This is a genomic window from Amycolatopsis sp. NPDC050768, assembly GCF_040654155.1.
GTDB lineage: Bacteria > Actinomycetota > Actinomycetes > Mycobacteriales > Pseudonocardiaceae > Amycolatopsis.
Genome location: NZ_JBFAHL010000015.1, coordinates 91402 through 109995, shown reverse-complemented (window position 1 = coordinate 109995; position 18594 = coordinate 91402). Strand labels below are relative to the sequence as shown.

The 18594-nt window shown below is 69.2% G+C and carries 18 protein-coding genes; 5 read left to right on the top strand and 13 right to left on the bottom strand.

The features are described 5' to 3' along the window. Positions 1 to 885, top strand: coding sequence for a metal ABC transporter permease (locus AB0H62_RS35850; protein ID WP_220244773.1), 885 nt, complete (start codon positions 1 to 3; stop codon positions 883 to 885). Between the two features lies 1 nt (position 886). Here AB0H62_RS35850 and AB0H62_RS35845 read toward each other — a convergent pair whose 3' ends face one another. From AB0H62_RS35845 to AB0H62_RS35835, 3 genes are read right to left on the bottom strand one after another with little or no spacing between them, the layout of a single operon-like run. Next, complete coding sequence (locus AB0H62_RS35845) at positions 887 to 2206, bottom strand: hypothetical protein (RefSeq protein ID WP_220244772.1); 1320 nt, start codon at positions 2204 to 2206, stop codon at positions 887 to 889. Positions 2207 to 2258: 52 nt separating this feature from the next. Further along, complete coding sequence (locus AB0H62_RS35840; protein WP_220244771.1) at positions 2259 to 3482, bottom strand: DUF445 domain-containing protein; 1224 nt, start codon at positions 3480 to 3482, stop codon at positions 2259 to 2261. A gap of 42 nt (positions 3483 to 3524) precedes the next feature. Continuing rightward, a complete protein-coding gene (locus tag AB0H62_RS35835) occupies positions 3525 to 4700 on the bottom strand; it encodes a DUF445 family protein (protein ID WP_360591143.1) in 1176 nt (391 codons plus the stop codon). 397 nt (positions 4701 to 5097) lie between these two features. Here AB0H62_RS35835 and AB0H62_RS35830 point away from each other — a divergent pair, with 397 nt between their 5' ends. Together AB0H62_RS35830 and AB0H62_RS35825 are read left to right on the top strand one after the other, a co-directional pair. After that, on the top strand, positions 5098 to 6237 hold the full coding sequence (locus tag AB0H62_RS35830) for a hypothetical protein (protein ID WP_360591019.1): 1140 nt from the start codon (positions 5098 to 5100) through the stop codon (positions 6235 to 6237). A gap of 130 nt (positions 6238 to 6367) precedes the next feature. Further along, positions 6368 to 7018, top strand: coding sequence for a class II aldolase/adducin family protein (locus tag AB0H62_RS35825; protein ID WP_220244769.1), 651 nt, complete (start codon positions 6368 to 6370; stop codon positions 7016 to 7018). Here AB0H62_RS35825 and AB0H62_RS35820 read toward each other — a convergent pair. From AB0H62_RS35820 to AB0H62_RS35785, 8 genes are all read right to left on the bottom strand, one after another. Further along, positions 7015 to 7521, bottom strand: coding sequence for a TFIIB-type zinc ribbon-containing protein (locus AB0H62_RS35820; RefSeq protein WP_360591017.1), 507 nt, complete (start codon positions 7519 to 7521; stop codon positions 7015 to 7017). The genes AB0H62_RS35825 and AB0H62_RS35820 overlap by 4 nt on opposite strands. A gap of 53 nt (positions 7522 to 7574) precedes the next feature. After that, positions 7575 to 9008, bottom strand: a complete 1434-nt coding sequence (locus AB0H62_RS35815) for an MBOAT family protein (protein ID WP_220244767.1) — start codon at positions 9006 to 9008, stop codon at positions 7575 to 7577. 193 nt (positions 9009 to 9201) lie between these two features. Next, entirely contained in the window at positions 9202 to 10161 is a 960-nt protein-coding gene (gene rlmB, locus AB0H62_RS35810) for a 23S rRNA (guanosine(2251)-2'-O)-methyltransferase RlmB (RefSeq protein WP_220244766.1), read from the bottom strand. 37 nt (positions 10162 to 10198) lie between these two features. After that, the gene (gene cysS, locus AB0H62_RS35805; protein WP_360591014.1) at positions 10199 to 11587 is read right to left on the bottom strand and encodes a cysteine--tRNA ligase; all 1389 of its coding nucleotides are present in this window, start codon (positions 11585 to 11587) and stop codon (positions 10199 to 10201) included. Between the two features lie 42 nt (positions 11588 to 11629). After that, positions 11630 to 12316: an HAD family hydrolase gene (locus AB0H62_RS35800; RefSeq protein ID WP_360591012.1), complete on the bottom strand. Its 687-nt coding sequence runs from the start codon at positions 12314 to 12316 to the stop codon at positions 11630 to 11632. A 431-nt stretch (positions 12317 to 12747) separates the two neighbouring features. After that, a complete protein-coding gene (gene ispF / locus AB0H62_RS35795) occupies positions 12748 to 13212 on the bottom strand; it encodes a 2-C-methyl-D-erythritol 2,4-cyclodiphosphate synthase (protein ID WP_360591141.1) in 465 nt (154 codons plus the stop codon). A gap of 5 nt (positions 13213 to 13217) precedes the next feature. After that, positions 13218 to 13901: a 2-C-methyl-D-erythritol 4-phosphate cytidylyltransferase gene (locus AB0H62_RS35790; protein WP_360591010.1), complete on the bottom strand. Its 684-nt coding sequence runs from the start codon at positions 13899 to 13901 to the stop codon at positions 13218 to 13220. Between the two features lie 64 nt (positions 13902 to 13965). Further along, positions 13966 to 14457 carry a CarD family transcriptional regulator gene (locus tag AB0H62_RS35785; protein ID WP_033294400.1) on the bottom strand — a complete coding sequence of 164 codons (492 nt, stop codon included), beginning with the start codon at positions 14455 to 14457 and terminating at the stop codon, positions 13966 to 13968. A 286-nt stretch (positions 14458 to 14743) separates the two neighbouring features. On the opposite strand from AB0H62_RS35785, the gene AB0H62_RS35780 reads away from it, so the two are divergent. Then, positions 14744 to 15382 (top strand): hypothetical protein, encoded by a 639-nt coding sequence (locus AB0H62_RS35780; RefSeq protein WP_360591008.1) that lies wholly within the window; start codon positions 14744 to 14746, stop codon positions 15380 to 15382. Positions 15383 to 15417: 35 nt separating this feature from the next. Beyond that, complete coding sequence (radA, locus tag AB0H62_RS35775; protein ID WP_360591006.1) at positions 15418 to 16779, top strand: DNA repair protein RadA; 1362 nt, start codon at positions 15418 to 15420, stop codon at positions 16777 to 16779. On the opposite strand, the gene AB0H62_RS35770 is transcribed toward radA, so the two are convergent. Both AB0H62_RS35770 and AB0H62_RS35765 read right to left on the bottom strand, forming a co-directional pair. Further along, positions 16780 to 17922 (bottom strand): hypothetical protein, encoded by a 1143-nt coding sequence (locus AB0H62_RS35770; protein WP_360591004.1) that lies wholly within the window; start codon positions 17920 to 17922, stop codon positions 16780 to 16782. It abuts the gene before it with no gap. Beyond that, a complete protein-coding gene (locus AB0H62_RS35765) occupies positions 17919 to 18539 on the bottom strand; it encodes a sigma-70 family RNA polymerase sigma factor (RefSeq protein WP_360591002.1) in 621 nt (206 codons plus the stop codon). Before AB0H62_RS35765 ends, AB0H62_RS35770 begins: the two co-directional genes overlap by 4 nt. Between the last annotated feature and the right edge of the window lie 55 nt (positions 18540 to 18594).

Sequence of the window (18594 nt, the reverse complement as noted above, 5' to 3'; positions counted from 1 at the left end):
TTGGACGGCATGTTCGACTTCGCCAAGACGTGGGAGCTGATCACCGAGCTGGACGGCGTGCAGACGGCGCTCATCGCGGCCGCCGTGCTCGGGCTGCTCGCCGGCATCCTCGGGCCGCTGATCGTGATGCGCCGCATGTCCTTCGCGGTGCACGGCACGTCTGAGCTGGCCTTCACCGGCGCAGCGGGCGCGCTGCTGATCGGCGTCGGCGTCGAGTACGGGGCGCTTCTCGGCGCGGTGGCCGCCGCCCTGCTGCTGGGCATCCTCGGCACCCGCGACGCCGACCGCGACTCCGTGATCGGTGTGATCCTGTCCTTCGGCCTCGGCATGGGCGTGTTGCTGCTGTCGTTCTACAAGGGACGGTCGGCCAACAAGTTCGGCATTCTCACGGGCCAGATCATCACTGTGGACTCGACGAACCTGACGTCACTCGTGATCTCGGCCGTCGCCGTGCTGGCCGTGCTGGCGTGCGTCTACCGGCCCCTGCTGTTCGCCAGCGTCGACCGCAACGTCGCCGTGGCGCGCGGCGTGCCGGTGAAGACGCTGACGGTGGTGTTCTCCCTGCTCGTCGGTGTCGCGACGGCGCTGAGCGTGCAGATCGTCGGGTCGCTGCTGGTGGTCGCCCTGATGGTGACGCCCGCCGCGGCCGCCGCCCGCGTCACGGCGAGCCCGTTGCGCGCGACGGTGCTGTCGGTGATCTTCGCGGAGGTCGCGGCCCTGGGCGGCATCATCCTGTCGCTGGCCCCGGGCAAACCGGTGAGCGCCTTCGTCACGGCCATCTCGTTCTTGATCTACCTGATCTGCCGCGCCATCTCCTGGGCTCGCGACCGCCGCACCGGCGTCCGCGTGACCGCTCCGGCCGAGCGGACACCCGTGGCCGTCTGACCTACCCGACGGGGTGCGCGGCCATCGCCGTCTTCACCGCGTTGATGAAGCCGTCGTCCGTGAACGGCACCAGGCCGCCCGCGACGTTGCGTTCCACGGCCTGCAGGACGACCACCTGCGAGTTCACGAACTCGTTGACCGCCTGTGCCTGGGGCGTTTTGTCGGTTGAGTAGGCGAGGTAGGTCAGGTTCGTGAAAGCCGCGGAGAGGTAGCGCGAGGACGCGAGGCTGAAGGAGTCGCCGTAGATGAGCGTGGGCTTGGCGATCGTGCCCACCAGCGGGGGCGAGTTGTGGTGCACGGGCTGGTCGATGTTGGCGAGGAAACCCGCCGCGCGGTCGGTGACGCCGTCGGGCTTCAGGCTGTACTGCGTGTTCGACTTGGTGCCCGACTTGCCGATCAGCAGCGGCAGGTCGGCGACGGCGTCGTACACACCGTCCGGAGTGGACAGCCAGCTCGTGGTCACGCCGGGCTGCACGGTCTCGGCGAGGGTCCGCGTGAGGACGAGGCCGCCTTCGTCACGCCAGTGCGTGTCGTTGGGGGCGTAGATCGGGTGGCCCACGCGGGCGGCGGACGCGGCGAGCGCCGGGCGCAGGTCCAGCGAGTGGCCGACGGTGGTCATCTTGTACCAGTCGTTCGGCGCGGCCGCCTGCGAGCACTCCTTGCCCGGGAAGCTGTCGGGCAGGAACTGGGGCACCATCGTCGTCTTGTCCGGCGTCACCACGAAGATGAACTTGCGCCCGGACGCCTCGACAGCGGTGCGCAGCTCGTTGACCTTCTTCAGCGTCGTGTCGATGTCCTGCGTGGGCGTGCACTTCGACTCGGCGTCGTAGCCGTAGTACAGCCAGCCGTCGAGGCCCTGCACGACCTTGCGGTAGCCGGCCTGGTTGCTGCCCGGCAGGCTCGGCGCGGCCGGACCCTGGTTGGGCGCGCCCGGCTGCTGCAGCGGCGGCGCGGGGATGGGGCCGGAGTCGGACGACGAGCCCTGGTCGAGCGGCGCGTCCTCGCCGAAGATCGCTTGGCTGACGCCGTCGGCCGCGTTGATGGCGCTCGCGCGGAAGGACAGCTGGTCGACAGCCCACGTCGGCAGGCCGGTGAAGAAGCCGAAGCCGTCTCCGATGCTGGGGAAACCCGCGAGCTTGTGGTTCTCGATCTCGGTCGGGCGCACCCCGAACACCCACAGCATTGTGGGCGTGGTGAAGAACAGCAGCGCGCAGATCAGCGCTGTGAGCTGCCGCTTGCCGTGCCGCGGACGGTGCAGCGCGTGCTCGCGGGGCAGGTACGCCTCGTGGACGGCTGGCAGCTGATGGGGTTCGGACGCCACTCGATCACGGTAGCCACTTCGAGTGAACGCGGTGTGGGCAACCACCGAAAAGTCAGCCGAGCATGAGCAGGACCTGCAGCTCACCGACGATGAACCCGATCACGCCACCCACGGCGATCAGCTTCCACTCGTCCTGGCGGAACGCCGGGCGCAGCAGCCCTTCGAACTCCACGGGCGTCATCGCGAGCATGCGCTGCTCGATGACCTTGGCGACGTCCATGGCCTGTGTGAGGTAGCCCTCGGCGTAGCGGACGGTCTGCGGCAGCTCCGCCAGCGCCCGCCGCGCGGCCTCGTGCTTCATCTCTTGCAGCCGGCGCCCGCCGACGGCCAGCGTGAGCACGGGCTTCGCGAGGCTGGCCTGCTCGTCGACGGCATGGCTCACCGCGCGTTCGACCATGGCTACGAGCCGGTCGGACTTCGGGCCGCGCAGCAGGGCTTCGAGCAGGTTCGCCGTGGTCAGGACTTCGCCGGCGATGAGCTCGCCGTACTGCCGGGCGACCTCCGCGCGGCGGCGCTGGAACTTGCCCTGCAGGATCACCCGGCCGACGCGCACGGGTTCGCGGGGCAGGAAGATCATCTTGATCGCGAGCCAGTCGGTGAACAGGCCGATGCAGCCGCCGAAGATCGGCAGCACGAGCGGCTCGAGCGTCAACGCCCACACGATCGCCTGCACGATGCCGAGGCCGAACCCGAAGAAGATGCCGGCGCGGGCGATGAAGGCCATCTCGGGCCGCGAGGTCTCGCGGATCAGGCGCACGAGCAGGGCCTTGTCGCGGGTGAGGCTTTCGACGGTCATGTGCCGCACGTCGAGCACTTCGTCGAGGTTGTCGCGCACGTCCTCCAGGAATTCGCGCACGAGCCGCGGCGCGTTGGCCTGGACCTGCTTGATCAGCAGCTCCTGCGCGAGCGTCGGCAGAACTTCCCACAGGCGCGGGTGGTGCTCCTCCAGCACGTCGCGCGCGATCGCGTCGACGGCCCGCAGCATCGGCTGCTCCAGCTCGCGCGTGACGATGACCGGGTCGATCTTCTCGAAGATCTCCTTGAGGTCGAGCAGGTTCGTGGTCAGCAGTTCGGTGGCGATGGCCGCCATCCGGCCGCCGTGCTTGGGCACCACGCCCTGCCAGCCGAGAAACGGCTTGATCCCGACGAATTCGAGCGGGCGGAACATCATCTCGATCGCGACGCGCTTGGTGACGTAGCCGATGAGCGCGGCGATGAACGGCATCGTGGCGTAGACCGGCCAGTGCCGCGCGAGGTCGTCGAGGACTGCGTCCAAACCGGCCTCCCTCCACTCGCCGGAGAAACCGTATCGCAGTTGTCAGTGCAGCAGGGCCAGCGCCTGGAGCTCGCCGACCAGCCCACCGATGACCGCACCGACCGCGATCAGCTTCCATTCGTCCTGCCGGAACGCCGGGCGCAGCAGTTGTTCGAATTCCAGCGGGGTGAGTTTGCGCATCCGGTCGACGATCGTGTTGCGCACGTCGAGCGCGTTCACGGCGTAGTCCTCGGCGTGGCGGATCGTCTCGGGTACGCGCCGCGCGGCGATCGCGGCGGCCGTCTGCTTCATTTCCTGAAAGCGCTTCGTGCCGACGGCGATCGCGACGAACGGTTTCACCACGCTCGCCTGCGCGTCGATCGTCTTCTGCACTTCCCGCGTGATCATGGTGAACAGGCGGTCGGACTTCGGGCCGCGCAGGACGGCTTCCAGCAGGTTGGGCACGGTGATGATCTCGCGGGCGATCATGTCGCCGTAGTCGGCGGCGACCTGGTCGCGGCGTTTCTGGAACACGCCTTGCCATGTAAAGAGGCCCAAGAACCGTTTCGGCTCGCGAGGCAGGAAGATCATTTTCAGGGCGAGCCAGTCGGTGAGCCAGCCGATGCCGAGACCGAACAGTGGCAGCACGATCGGCGATTTCGTGAACGTCCATACGAGCAGCTGAACGCAGCCGAGAATGAAGCCGAACACGATTCCGGAACGCGCGATGAACCGCATTTCGGGTTTCGAGATGTCGCGGATCAGGCGGTTGAGGAGCGCCTTGTCGCGCACGAGGTTGGTCACGACCATGTGCTTGAGGTCGAGCACGTCTTCGATGTCGGCCGCGATTTCCCGCATGATCTTGGTGATCGCGCGCGGCGCTTCGGCCTGAACGCGCTTGAGCAGCAGCTGCTGCGCGGTCGTGGGCAGCACCTCCCACAACCGCGGCTGGTAGGTCTCCATGACCTCGCGCGTGACGTCTTCGACGACTTCGAGCAGCGGTTCTTCGATTTCCTTGGCGACCTGCGCGGGGTCGAGGCGCGCGAAAATCTCCTTCGGGTCGACGAGGTTCGTGGTGAGCATTTCCGTCGCGGTCGTCGCCATGCGTTCGGCGTTCGCGGGCAGCACGCCCTGCCAGCCGAGGAACGGTTTGACGCCGGCGAACTCGACGGGCCGGAACATCATTTCGATGGCCACGCGCTTGGTGACGTAGCCGATCAGCGCGGCGATGAAGGGCATCGTCGCGTAGACCTGCCAGTGGTGCACCGCGCTTGCCTCCCCGTGTCGCGCTCACGCGCACGGTAGCGGGCGGCGGGCAGTGCGTCGGGGAGCCGCGTCGGGCGTTCACCGGTTCGGGCCGGCTCGGCTGTGGGGTGGGCTTCGGGCCGGCTCGACTGCGGATCGACGGTGGTGGCTTGTCGGGGCCGCGTATCCGCCGGGCTCGTGCTGGTCGGGCCGAAGATCGATCCGGCGCGGTTGTTGCGGACTGTCCATTCCGGTCTCCCGCTGTTTCCGTGTTGTTATCCCCGTCGTCCCTCCTCGTCTGCGATGCCATGCGTGACCGGGGGTAGCGCATTTTGTAATGCAGCCGTTTGGCGGTACGTAAACACGGACCTGCCCTCACTAAGGTGGCCCGATGGTCGCGCCTGAGAAGTCCGAAGCCACTCCCAAGAGCGCCCCGTTCGCAGTCGCGGTCAGGGGTTACAACCAGCGCCAGGTCGACGAGCGGCTCACCGCGCTCGCGCGCGAGCTGAGGGAGACGTCCCACAGCCGCGATGACGCCATCGCGACGGCCGGTGAGCTGTCCAAGGCCCTGACCACTACGCAGAACGAGCTGTCCGAGACGAAGGCCGCCCTTGTGCGGCTGAGCTCGAGCCCGTCCGGCGCCGGAGCGATGGCCGAGCGCGTGCGCATGATGATGCAGCTCGCCGAGGAAGAAATCGCCGACCTCCGCGCCGCGGCCGAAGCCGACGCCGCCGCCACCCGCGCCGAGGCGGACAAATACGCGCACGAGTCGCAGCGGACCGTCGAGCGTCTGGGCAAGGAAGCGGAAGCCGAGCGCGAGCGGCTGCTTACGGAGGCGCAGGCGGACATCGCGTCGCGCATCGCTTCGGCCGAGGCTGACATCGACGAGCGTACGGCTGCCGCGGACGCGGACATCGAGCGTCGGACCCGGACTGCCGACGAGGACATCGCTTCGCGCACGGCTGCGGCGAATGAAGATATCGCTACGCGCACGGCTGCGGCTGACGAAGACATCGCCACGCGCACCGCCGCCGCGGACGAGGACATTTCTTCGCGGACGGCCGCCGCCAACGAAGACATCGCCACGCGGACCGCTGCCGCGAATGAAGACATCGCGACCCGCACGGCCACCGCCGATCGCGCCCGCACCGAAGCCGACGAAGCCGCCGCCCGCGCCCGCGCCGAAGCCGACGAATCGGCCACCCGCGCCCGCGTCGAGGCCGACGCCGCCGCCGAAGCCGCCTCAGCCGCCGCCCGCGCCGAAGCCGACCGTGCCGCGTCCGAGGAGATCGCCGCCAAGCGCTCCCAGACGGACACCGCCCTCGCCGACGCCCTCCAGAAGCAGACCGAGGCCACCGAAGCCCGCACCCTGGCGCTCGACCTGCGCTCGCGGGTGGCGGACCGATTGGCCGCTACGAATGTCGCCGTTCAGGAAGCCCTGCGCCTGCTGAACCCGGCGGACCAGGCGGCTACGGAGCCGGAGTCCGTTGAGGACGCTGCCTTTGGGTCGGAGGACGTCGCCGCTCGCTGACCCCACCCTTCCGCGGGCCCACCACACTTGGTGGGCCCGCTCTTTTTTCAGGGTCGCCGATTCCCGCCGCACGGATGTTCGCCCCGAGAATGTCGATATCCACCAGCGCCGGTTGCGGAGGTTTTGTCTCTTGATCCTCGAAGACGAACGCGCGGCGCTGTGCACCTACGCCCGCCGCCTGGCGTCGGACGGCCTCGTCGTCGCCACCTCCGGCAACCTCTCCATCCGCGACGGCGCCCTCGTCGCCGTCACCCCCACCGGTGTGGACTACGCGACTTTGCAGCCGGCCGACATCCCGATCGTCGGCTTGGACGGAGAGCTCGTCGATGGCAGTCTCCGGCCCACCAGCGAACTGCCCATGCACCTGACCATCTACAACCACGCCACCGACCCCGACGGCGCCCCGGTGAACGCGGTCGTCCACACGCACTCCGCCCACGCCACCGCCGCGTCGACGCTGGTCGACGAGCTCCCGCCCATCCACTACCTGGTGGCCACCCTCGGCCCCACCATCCGCGTCGCCCCCTACGCGACCTACGGCACTCACGCTCTTGCCGCCCACATCCTCCCGGCGCTGGAGGCTCGCCGGGGCTGCCTGCTGGCCAACCACGGCACGGTCACCTACGGGTCCACACTGGCTGCGGCTTATGACCGTGCTCAGCAATTGGAGTGGCTCTGTCAGGTGTGGCTGTTGGCCCGCTCGTCCGGTACCCCGGCTTTGTTGCCGGCGGCTGAGATTGAGCATGTGGTGGAAAAACTTCGCGGTTACGGCCAGGGCTAAAGCGTTGCCCGCATCCGCTGAATTCCGCGCAGCACCCTTTCGCGATTCTTCGCCGACTTGAGCCATGCCGGCAGCTTGGCGACCATCGTCATCCGCCGCCGCCACTCACCCTCGCCGACAACGACCTTCTCCCGAAGCCTCGCACCGACAAAGGCCTCGAGATAATCAAGGTGCGCTTCGTTGTACGCCCACAGCACATTCCCGCCGCAATCGCCTTGCAGCCACAGCGGCTGCCTCAGATACGGGTCGCGCACGGGCCCAGTCGGCACCGGCCCATATCGCGTCCCACCGATCTGGTCCCGGAGATACCCGCACCGCCCACACACCAGCCGTCGGGCCTCCCGCAGCTCCGCACCCACCCCCGGCACGACAACCACCCTGGCGCATTCCGCACACCGCGGGCAGCGCACCAGCACCTCACCGGCGGCGAAATGCCATGCGGTCAGCCGCTGATCGCGGAACCGCTGCTGATCGGCTGTCACGCTGGACCCTTCGTTGCCCACGGAGGTACAGGGTACGCAGACAGCCGCCGATTCCCATTGCGATTTTCGCGCGGCTAGAACTGGTAGTACAAGAACGGACTGAACGTGCCCGTCGCCACCAGAATCGCGGCATAAACCAACCCGGCCGTCATCACGCCCACCCGCAAAGCCGTCGCCGGACGCGTGCGCGAAGACTCCAGCAGCGGTCCCGTAACGGGATGCGCCGGCAGCACAAACACCGTCAGCGCCAAGAGCAAAATCACCAACCGCTGGTTCGTCAGCGCGCTCGAGACCACATCGCCGAGCCCGCCGAAGTCCGGCAGGAGCATGTGGCCGATCATGCTCAGCGCGTGCGGCAGGTCGGTGGAGCGGAAGAACACCCAGCCGAACACCACGAGGACCAGGGTCAGCACCCGGCGGGCGATGCGGGCGGCCGGGCCGGCCGGGGTGTCGCCCAGGTTGAAGCGGCGTTCGATGACCAGGAGGGCGCCGTGGTAGCAGCCCCAGACCAGGAAGGTCCATTGGGCGCCGTGCCAGAAACCGGTCAGTACGAAGACGATGCAGAGGTTGCGGTAGGTCTTGCCGGCGCCTGAGCGGTTGCCGCCGAGGGGGATGTAGACGTAGTCGCGGAACCAGCGGGACAGGGACATGTGCCAGCGGCGCCAGAATTCCGTGATGGTGACCGACGAGTACGGTCGCGCGAAGTTCTCCGGGAGGCGGAAGCCCAGCATGCGGCCGAGGCCGATGGCCATGTCCGAGTAGCCCGAGAAGTCGAAGAACAGCTGCAGCGTGTAGCCGATAGCGCCGAGCCAGGCCGTCGCGAAGGTCATCTGGTCGGGGGGCGTGGAGAAGCACGCTTCGACCATCGGGCTGAGCGAGTCGGCGACGATGGACTTCTTGCAGAGGCCCAGCGCGAACCGCGGGAAGCCGGCGGCGATGTCGTCGAGGCGGTGGGAACGCTGCTGCGGCAGCTGGTCCGCGATCTCGCGGTAGCGCACGATGGGACCGGCGATGAGCTGCGGGAACATCGCGATGTATGCCGCGAATGACACGGGGTTGCGAAGCGCGCGACGCTCGCCGCGGTAGATGTCCACGACGTACGAAATGTGGTGGAACGTGTAGAACGAGATGCCGATCGGCACCACGATGCTCGCGACGCCGACATCACCGCCGAACCAGTGCGCGACGGCCGCGATCTGCTGCGTCGCGAAGCCCGCGTACTTCCAGATGACGAGCACCAGCACGTCGAGCGTGACGAGTCCGATGAGGATCCGCTTGCGCCGCGAGCTGCGGACGTCCCAGGGGCTGGGTTCGAGCGACGGGCCGGCGAGGAAGTTGACGGCCATGCAGCCGAGCAGCAGGAACAGGTACGGACCGGCGCCGATCGTGTAGAACAGCAGGCTCGCCACCGCGACGATGCCGTTGCGCCAGCTGCGCGGGCACACCAGCACGGCGATCAGCACCGCGGGCATGAAGTACCACAAGAACAACGGCGAAACGAACGACATCGGTGACGGACCCCCTCGGTTCCGGAGCTGACCTTAGCCCGAGCGGGTGGCCCGGTGGAGTGAAGGCCAGCGGATCCCGACGCGAATCACTGAGGGTGATAGCCGAAGGGGCAACCGAACCGGTCGCACCGAGGGGTTCAGACCGCTGCCGGGCCGCCCGATGACAGGCAGCCCGGCAGTGGTCGAAGAAACGTCAGCTCAGCCGGCCCGCCGCACGGCGGCGGCGCGCGACCTCCGCCAGCAGCACGCCGGCGGCCACCGAGGCGTTCAGGGACTCGACGCCCGCCGCCATCGGGATGGACACCGTGGCGTCGCAGGTCTCGCGCACCAGGCGCGACAGGCCGCGGCCCTCGGAGCCAAGGACGATGACCAGCGGGTCTGCCGCGAGCTCCAGGGAGTCGATGTCCACGGTGCCGTCCGCGTCGAGGCCCACGATCATCAGGCCCTTCGACGCCCACGCCTTCAACTGGCGCGTGAGGTTCGTCGCGACGGCGATGGGGAGCTTGGCGGCCGTGCCGGCGCTCGTTCGCCACGCGACGGCCGTCATGCCGGCGCTGCGACGTTCGGGCAGGAGCACGCCGTGAGCGCCGAACGCGGCGGCCGACCGGATGACCGCGCCGAGGTTGCGCGGGTCCGTCACGCCGTCCAGCGCGACGAACAGCGGGGTGCTGCCCGAGTCGCGCGCGGCTTCCATGAGGTCGTCCGGGTGGGCGTACTCGAACGGCGGCACCTGAAGGCCCAGGCCCTGGTGCATGGCGCGGTTGGTCTTGCGGTCGAGCTCCTCGCGCGGGATCTCCAGGATGGAGATGCCCTTGTCGGCCGCGAGGCGCACGGCCTCGTTCACGCGGTCGTCGATCTCGATGTTCACCGCGACATACAGCGCGACGCCCGGGACGTCGGCGCGCAGGGCCTCGACGACCGGGTTGCGGCCGGCGATGAGCTCCGGACGGTCGGCCTTCTTCTGCCGCGCCTGCTCCCGCGTCTTCGCGGCGTTGGCGGAGCGGTACGCCTTGTGCCCGGGCCGGTCCTCGGCCTTCGGCGTGGGGCCTTTGCCCTCGAGCGCCTTGCGCCGCTGTCCGCCGGAGCCGACGACCTGGCCCTTCTTGGTGCCGGTCTTGCGGACGGCGCCCTGACGCCGTGAGTTCCCTGCCATGTGTAACCGAGTCCTTAATCCACCGCAGTGGAACGGATCAGGAGTTCCTGACCGTCCACTGCGGACCGTTCGGGGTGTCTTCAACCACGATGCCCGCCTGCGTGAGGCGGTCACGGGCGGCGTCCGCGCGCGCGAAGTCCTTCGCGGCGCGCGCCTCCTGGCGTTCGGCCAGCAGGCCTTGTACGAGTTCGTCGAGCGCTTCGCGGACGGGGGTCTCGCTGCCGCCGCCGTCGGCCCAGCGGTCCGAGAGCGGATCGACGCCGAGCACGTCGGTCATCGCGCGCACCGACGAAGCCAGCTCGAGTGCCTTGGGGGTATCGCCCGCGTCGAGCGCGGCATTACCGTCGCGCACCGTGTTGTGCACCACGGCGAACGCGGCCGGCGTGGCCAGGTCGTCGTCCATCGCGGTGGCGAAGTCCGGCTGCACGGCGCCTGCGAGCACCTCGCCGGCCGCCGCCGCGCGCCGCAGGAACGCCTCGATGCGGCGGTAACCCTGCGCCGCCTCAGCGACCGCGTTGTCGGAGTACTCGACAGTGGAGCGGTAGTGCGGCTGCACGAGGTAGTAACGCAGCTCGGGCGCGCGGTAGCGCTCCAGCATCGCCGGGATCGACACGGTGTTGCCCAGCGACTTCGACATCTTCTCGCCGGACATCGTCACCCACGCGTTGTGCAGCCAGTACCGCGCGAACGGGTCGCCGACGGCGTTCGACTGCGCGCGCTCGTTCTCGTGGTGCGGGAAGACCAGGTCGACGCCGCCGCCGTGGATGTCGAACTCCGGGCCGAGGTAGTTGGTCGACATCGCCGAGCACTCCAGGTGCCAGCCCGGCCGCCCGTCGCCCCACGGCGTCGGCCACGACGGCTCGCCCGGCTTCGCGCTCTTCCACAGCGTGAAGTCGCGTGAATCGAGCTTGCCGCGGGTCGGTGTCTCGCCCTGCTGCACCTCGTCGAGCTGCTGGCCCGAGAGCTTGCCGTAGCCGTCGAACGACTTCACGGAGAAGTAGACATCACCTTCGGCCGCATACGCGTGGCCGCTGTCGATCAGCCGCTGCATGAGCGTGATCATCTGCGTGATGTGCCCGGTCGCGCGCGGGTTGACCGACGGCGGGAGGCAGCCAAGGTCGTCGTAGGCCTTCTCGAACGCGCGCTCGTGCTTGGTCGCCCACTCCCACCACGGCCGGCCCGCTTCGGCGGCCTTGGTGAGGATCTTGTCGTCGATGTCGGTGACGTTGCGGACCAGGAGCACGTCGAGTCCACTGTGGAGCAGCCAGCGCTGCAGGACGTCGTAGTTCAGCACTCCCCGCACGTGCCCGATGTGGGGCACGCCCTGCACCGTGGCGCCACACAGGTAGATGGACGCCGTTCCGCTGCGGACGGGAACGAACTCCCGAGAGGCACGGGTCGCGGTGTCGAACAGGTGTAGGGCCACCCATAAAGGGTACGGGGTCGGTGTGGGCGACGTCGCAAGACGTCAAAAGACGTCGTGCTTGCGCAAAGCCCCGAGAAGTGCGTCCGGTCGTTCGGCGGTGGGCAGCGGGTCGACGAGCTCGAACGCGCAGCCCAGCGCGCGGGCGCCGCCGTCGGCCTCTTCGCTGTCGCCGATCATCAGGGTCTCTTCGGCGCCGACGCCCAGCTGGTCGATGGCGGCGCGGAAGATCTCCGGCTGCGGTTTGACGGCTCCGACCTCGAAGGACAGCACGAACGACGAGACGTGGGTGTCCCAGCCGCGCTGCGTGAAGGCGGGGCGGATGTCGAAGGCGATGTTGCTGAGGACACCGACCTTGCGGCCGCCCGCGGCGCCGAGTTTGAGGGCGGCTTCGGTGTCGGGGTAAGGCGTCCATTCGCTGGGGGTGATCAGGCGGTTGTAGAGGGCTTCGGCCTGGTCGCGGTGGGGGACGCCGGAGCGGGAGAGGACTTCGAGATAGACCTTGCGGTGGAGGTCGGGGTCCAGGTCTCGGTCGTTCCAGGCCTGTCGGTATTCGGCGTCGAGTTCGACGACCTGGCCGACGGGGGCGGTCATGCGGCGCATGAGCTCGGTCTGGGCTTCGAGGTCGAGGGTCTGGCCGTGGTCGTCGATGACGTCGGTGAGCCAGGAGGAGTCCTGCTCCAGTCGGAAGAGGGTGCCGGAGAAGTCGAAAAGGACTGCGTTGATGGCCACGTGGTCACTTTAACTAGATCTGGTTCTCGCGGGAGCGGCGTCGGGTTTGTGTGGGGTGGGTTCTCGGTCCTCGCGGGGCGGGTTGCGGTGGGGTATGCGGGTTCGGGGCCTCGCAGGGCGTGTTGCGTTGGGCGTGCACCCCGAAGCTGGATTGTGTTGACGGCCGGTGATCTTGTGTCAAGGGGGGAAAGCGTGCCTTGACACAAGCTCGCCGGCCGCAAAGGGGCTTCGGATCGGGGTGCCGGGGCGGGTCTGGGTGCGGGGTTTCGTCGCGTGGTTGGGCGGCGGTGGGGAGGGTGGACGCGGCCTGGGTGGGTGGTGAGTTGGTTGGGCGGGTGGTGGTGGGTGGGTGCGTTGGGTGCAACCAATGCCGCATGGGGGCGCGCGAAGGTGAGAGAAGCGGCGGAGTGGCGGAGCGGACTGGGGAGGGGTCAGTCGCGGATGAGCAACGCGGTGGCGAGGGCGGCGATGCCTTCGCCGCGGCCGGTGAGGCCCAGGCCGTCGGTGGTGGTGCCGGAGACGCTGACTGGGGCGCCGATGGCCGCGCCGAGGGCGTTTTGGGCCTCGGTGCGGCGTTTGCCGACGCGGGGGTGGTTGCCGATGATCTGGACGGTGGCGTTGGCGACGCGCCAGCCTTCGGCCTCGATCAGGGTGCGGACTTCGGCGAGCATGTCGGTGCCGTGGGCGCCGTCCATGCGGGGGTCGCCCGTGCCGAAGACGGCGCCGAGGTCGCCGAGGCCGGCGGCGGACAGCAGGGCGTCGCAGAGGGCGTGGGAGGCGACGTCGCCGTCGGAGTGGCCGGCGCAGCCGTCGACGCCGGGCCACAGCAGGCCGGCCATCCAGCAGTCGCGGCCGGGTTCGATGGGGTGGACGTCGACGCCGTTGCCCACACGCAGGTCGGTCACAGCGGGGCCTCCTGGTCGCCGCCGGCCACGAGGGCTTCGGCAAGCGTGAGTTCGAAGGCGCTCGCGACGCGCATGGCGTCGGGATCGCCGGGGACTGTGATCGCGCCGGACACGGAGCCGAGGCCCGGATCCGGGCTTTCGGCGAGTGCCGCGCGAAACGCGTCGAGCGAGAAGCCGACGGGGGTCTGGGCGGTGCGCAGGCCGTCGCGGTCGACGGTGGCGGTGATCAAGCCGGCGTCGGTCGCCTTCACGGTGTCCGCCATCGGGAGCACCGGGACTACGACAGACGCACCTGCACGGACCGTGTTCAGTACATCACGGACAGTCCGTTGTGGAGTGAAGGCGCGCAGGGCATCGTGAACGAGAACCACCGCACCAGGGGAAAGCAAAGGCTCGACGGCGGGGAAAACCTGCCGGAGCGACGCACCGGGGACGAACCGGCAGCGATCGGACAGCTCGGAAACGAGGTCCGAAAGTGTGTCTGAAAGGGCGTCCGAAAACGACTCAGCACACCGAGAAGGGGCTGACACGACCACCAGATCGAGCTCCGGTGTCCCGAGTAGCCCCCGCACGGTGTGCTTGAGAAGAACTTCACCGTTCACCGTCGTGAGAGCACGCTCTTCATCGGCGATGTGGTGTGCGACAGTCACGAACGCGACGCTCTGCACCTGCTGGTTCATCGAGTCGTGATCGTAGAGAAGTGGCTGCCCGGTGCCTCCGCCGGGAGCCGGATGACCCAGGGGGTCAGACCGTCGCGGTTTCCAGAACTTCGTCGAGGAGTGTTTCCGCCTTGTCCTCGTCGGTGCCTTCCGCGAGCGCGAGCTCGCTGACCAGAATTTGCCGCGCCTTCGCCAGCATGCGCTTCTCGCCGGCTGAAAGTCCGCGGTCCTTCTCTCGCCGCCAGAGGTCGCGCACCACTTCGGCCACCTTGTTCACATCGCCGGAGGCGAGCTTCTCCAGGTTGGCCTTGTACCGACGAGACCAGTTCGTGGGCTCTTCGGTGTGGGGAGCACGCAGTACGTCGAAAACCTTGTCCAGTCCTTCTTGCCCGACGACATCACGCACACCGACGATCTCGGCGTTGTCAGCAGGCACGCGAACCGTAAGATCCCCTTGCGCGACTTTGAGGACGAGGTACTTCTTCTCCTCGCCCTTGATCACGCGGGTCTCGATGGCTTCGATGAGTGCGGCACCGTGGTGCGGGTAGACGACGGTCTCTCCGACCTTGAAAACCATGTGTCCTCTGCCCCTTTCGCTGATTCCATCTTAGCACGGTCTTCAGATGGCCACCTAGCGGCCCGGGATCGTCGTCGCAGGTCAGCGGCTTGGCGGGGGTTGACAAACCTGAATCGCCCGTGCTCATGCAGGTAATGGGGAAGCCATTGATCAGCAGGTGCGAAATCCTAATTGGACGGTTGATCTTGGGTCGTGGCGCACCCGTTGGGGCCCACCGGTTCCGCGCGCGCGGAGGCGCCCGGCTAGTCTTCGTCGTGACGAGGCCGTGAGATGGAAGGACTCCGACGTGAGGCTGCAGAAACGTCGCGTGCTCGGCGCAGGTGTGTCGGCGCTCGGTGCCGCGCTCGTGCTCGCCGGTTGCGGGGCCGGTCAGATCACCCAGACCGACACGCAGCAGCCTGCGGTCAACGGCACGTACGCGCAGGTGAAGACGCTGGTGCTGCGTGACGCCGCCGTCCAGTACCCCGCGCAGGGCGCCGCCTACTCGGCCGGCCAGCCCGCGCCGCTCACGCTCACGATCGTCAACCAGGGCGCCCAGGACGACCAGCTCGTCTCGGTCAGCTCGGAGGGCGCGAAGTCGCCGGCGCAGATCAGCGGCGCCACCGACATCGTCGCCGGCCACACGCTGGTCATCGGCCCGGACGACGCCGTCGAGTCGACCAACGAACAGGCGGCGCCGACCACGTCGAGCTCCGCCTCCACGCCGTCCAGCGACACCTCCTCGGGCGCTCCGACCGCCACGAGCAGTGCGTCCCCTGGCGACGGCGGCGCGGCCACGAAGCTGAACCAGGGCACGGTCGTGCTGCAGGACCTCACGCAGCCGCTGTGGCCGGGCATGACGATCAACGTCACCTTCACCTTCCGCAACGCGGGCCCGATCACCGTCGCGATGCCGGTCGCCGCGCCGGCACACGTCGAGCCCTGACGGTTTTTGTCGGTGCCCGCCGATAGCCTCGGCGCGTGGTGAAGAAGACCAACACCGTCTACCGGTGCGCGGAATGCGGGTACGAAGCCGCGAAGTGGCTCGGCCGCTGTCCGGAGTGCCAGGCCTGGGGCTCGCTCGAAGAGCGGGGCGGGGTCAAACCGGCGACCACGCGAGTGGCCGCGGGTGCGCCCAGCGCGCCCGCGCGGCCCATCGGCGAGGTCGACGTCGAGACGGCCCGCGCGAAGGCGACGGGCGTTTCCGAACTGGACCGCGTGCTCGGTGGCGGGCTCGTGCCCGGCGCCGTGGTGCTGCTGGCCGGCGAACCCGGTGTCGGCAAGTCGACCCTGCTGCTCGAAGTGGCGTTCCAGTGGGCCAAAACGGCCGGGCGCTCCCTGTACGTCACGGGTGAGGAGTCGGCCGGGCAGGTCCGGCTGCGCGCCGAGCGCACGGGCAACGTGCACGGCGAGATGTTCCTCGCGGCCGAGAGCGACCTGTCGGCGGTCCTGGGCCACATCGACGCCGTGAAGCCGGGCGTGCTGATCGTCGACTCGGTGCAGACGATGGCGTCACCGCAGGTGGAGGGCTCGCCGGGCGGGGTCACGCAGGTGCGCGCCGTCGCGGCGGGGCTCGTGGCGGTCGCCAAGGAACGCGGGCTGCCCGTGGTGCTGGTGGGCCACGTGACGAAGGACGGCTCGGTCGCCGGCCCGCGCGTGCTGGAGCACCTCGTCGACGTCGTGCTGCAGTTCGAGGGCGACAAGCATTCGACGCTGCGCATGGTGCGCGGCATCAAGAACCGCTTCGGCGCGGCCGACGAGATCGGCTGCTTCGAGCTCACCGAGGGCGGCATCGTCGGCGTGCCCGACCCGTCCGGGCTGTTCATGAGCCGCACCGCCGAACCGGTGCCGGGCACGGCCATCACGGTCGCCATGGAGGGCAAACGGCCACTGCTGGGCGAGGTGCAGGCGCTGGTGTCGAGCACGAGCATGCCGCAGCCCAGGCGCGCGGTGAGCGGCCTCGACTCCTCGCGCGTGGCCATGGTCCTCGCCGTGCTGGAGAAACGCGGCCGGCTGAAGCTGGGCGACAAGGACGTCTACGTCGCCACGGTCGGTGGGATGAAGATCACCGAGCCCTCGATCGACCTGGCGCTGGTCCTGGCGCTGACGTCGTCGATGCACGACGTCGCGTTGTCCCAGCGGCTGGTGGCCGTCGGCGAGGTCGGGCTGGCCGGAGAGGTGCGCCGGGTGCCCAACGTCGCGCGCCGCCTCGCCGAAGCCGCGCGGCTCGGCTACACCCACGCCCTCGTGCCGCCCGACTCCGGCAAGCTGCCCGACGGCATCCGTGCCCTCGAAGTGGGCGACGTCGCCAGTGCGCTCAACGCCGCCAACCACGCGAAGTGATCACGACCCGAACTGGCTGGTGATCTCGAAGCGGAACTTCGCGTCGCTGAGCGTCTCGCCCGGATGGATTCCGTAGAAGTTCTGGTTCGTGACGTCGCTCGCACTGAGCAGCTGGGAAGTCGAGTTGTCGATGGTGACGACCAGGTGGTGGTTGCCGTAGCTGACCAGGCAGTTGTCGATGCCGCCTCCCTCGCTCCACGACGTGGCCTGGCTGCGAAGGAGGTCGATGATCGCCGCGCGCACCGGGCGCGGCGCGAGCCCCGAGGCGAGCACGGTGAGCAGGCGCATCTGGGTGTTGCCTGGCCCCGCGTAGGCCGCGACCGCAGACCCGGGGGTGGGCGGGAGCGGCGTCTTCGCCGTGGACGTCGGGCCGGCTGCTAGCTGGAAGAGGCCGGGGTACGACTGCATCGGCGGGAGGACGTCCGTGGGGTAGTCCAATCGCCGGGGCGGCGGGTACGCGGACGAGACCTCCTTCAGCAGCGGCCCCCGCTCCGTCGGCAGGTTCGCGACGAACGCCGGGGTCGGCCGGTACCAACCGGCGGGGACGTCCGTGTTCCAGCCGCCGGGGTAGGGGAACGGCTGCTCGAAGTCGCCGCCCGGGGCGATCTGCGTGGTGGAGTCCGGGCCGGGCAGGCTTGCCTGGTCGGACGGCAGGCCCGTGATGACCACCGGGCCGCCATCGCGGGTCCACTTGCGCATCCACAGGTCCGACCGGTCGGCGGGGATCCAGAACTCGACCTTCTGCTGCACGGCGAACGCACTGCGGTCGGCCACCCACTCGATGTCCGTGTAGGTGTTGGTCACGTGGGTGTACTGACCGGGACCGGGCTGCACGTCGGCGGTCGCCGTGGCGGCCGGGGCGACCGTGGCGGGACGCTCGACCACCTCGCGGGCCACGACCACACCACCGGTCACGACGGCGACGGCCGCGGCCACGGCGATCCAGCGCCACGTGCCGCCAGGCTTCTTCTTCGCCGGTGGGGCGATGTGCGCGCGGCCGGTTTCGGCGGCGGCGGCCCGCAGCAGCGTCGCGCGGGCGCGGTCGAGCTCCGCGGGGTCGGTGCGGACGTGGGGGTGCAGGGCGTCGAGGGCTTCGTCGAGCTCGGCGTCGGACCACAGGTGGCGCACATTGTCGTCGTTCACAGTTCCTTCGCCTCCTCGGCGATCTCGGTGGTGCTCCCGACGGTCGCGGCGTTGGCCCGAAGCCAGCGCCGGATGCGGTGCAGCCGCGAGCGGATCGTGCCAGGCGGCACACCCAGTGCTTCGGCGACCTCCGTCGGCTCGAGCCCGGCCCACGACACGAGCAGCAGCGTGTCGCGGTCGGCGGCGTTGAGCTTCGCCAGCGCGCCGGCGAGCTGCGCCGCGCGGGTCTGCGCGTCCACCTGCTCGGCGACGCGGCCGTCGTGCCCGACCGTGGAGTGCTCGCCGACGGCCGCGAGCCGCGCGGTCGCCCTCAGCGCCCGCGTCTCGCTGCGGATGTGGTGGCGCAGCAGGTTCGTCGCGATCCCGTACAGCCACGAGCGCGCCGTGCCCAGGTCCGGCCGGTACGACTCGCGCCGCCGCAGCGCGACGAGGAACGTCTCGGCCACGAGATCGTGGGCGGCATCATCGCCGACGCGGCGCGCGAGGTAGCGGTGCAGCTGGCGCGAGTGTGCGTCGAAGAGCCGCCCGAACACAGGCGCCGGATCGGGAACGCCCAGGTCGGGACGGTCGAACGAGTCCGGCAACGCCGCCTCCGGACCGTCGTGGATCACCTGCATGCCCAGTGTTGCCCGCAGAGCTCCACAGCGTTCACAGCGGCGTTCACGGACTGAC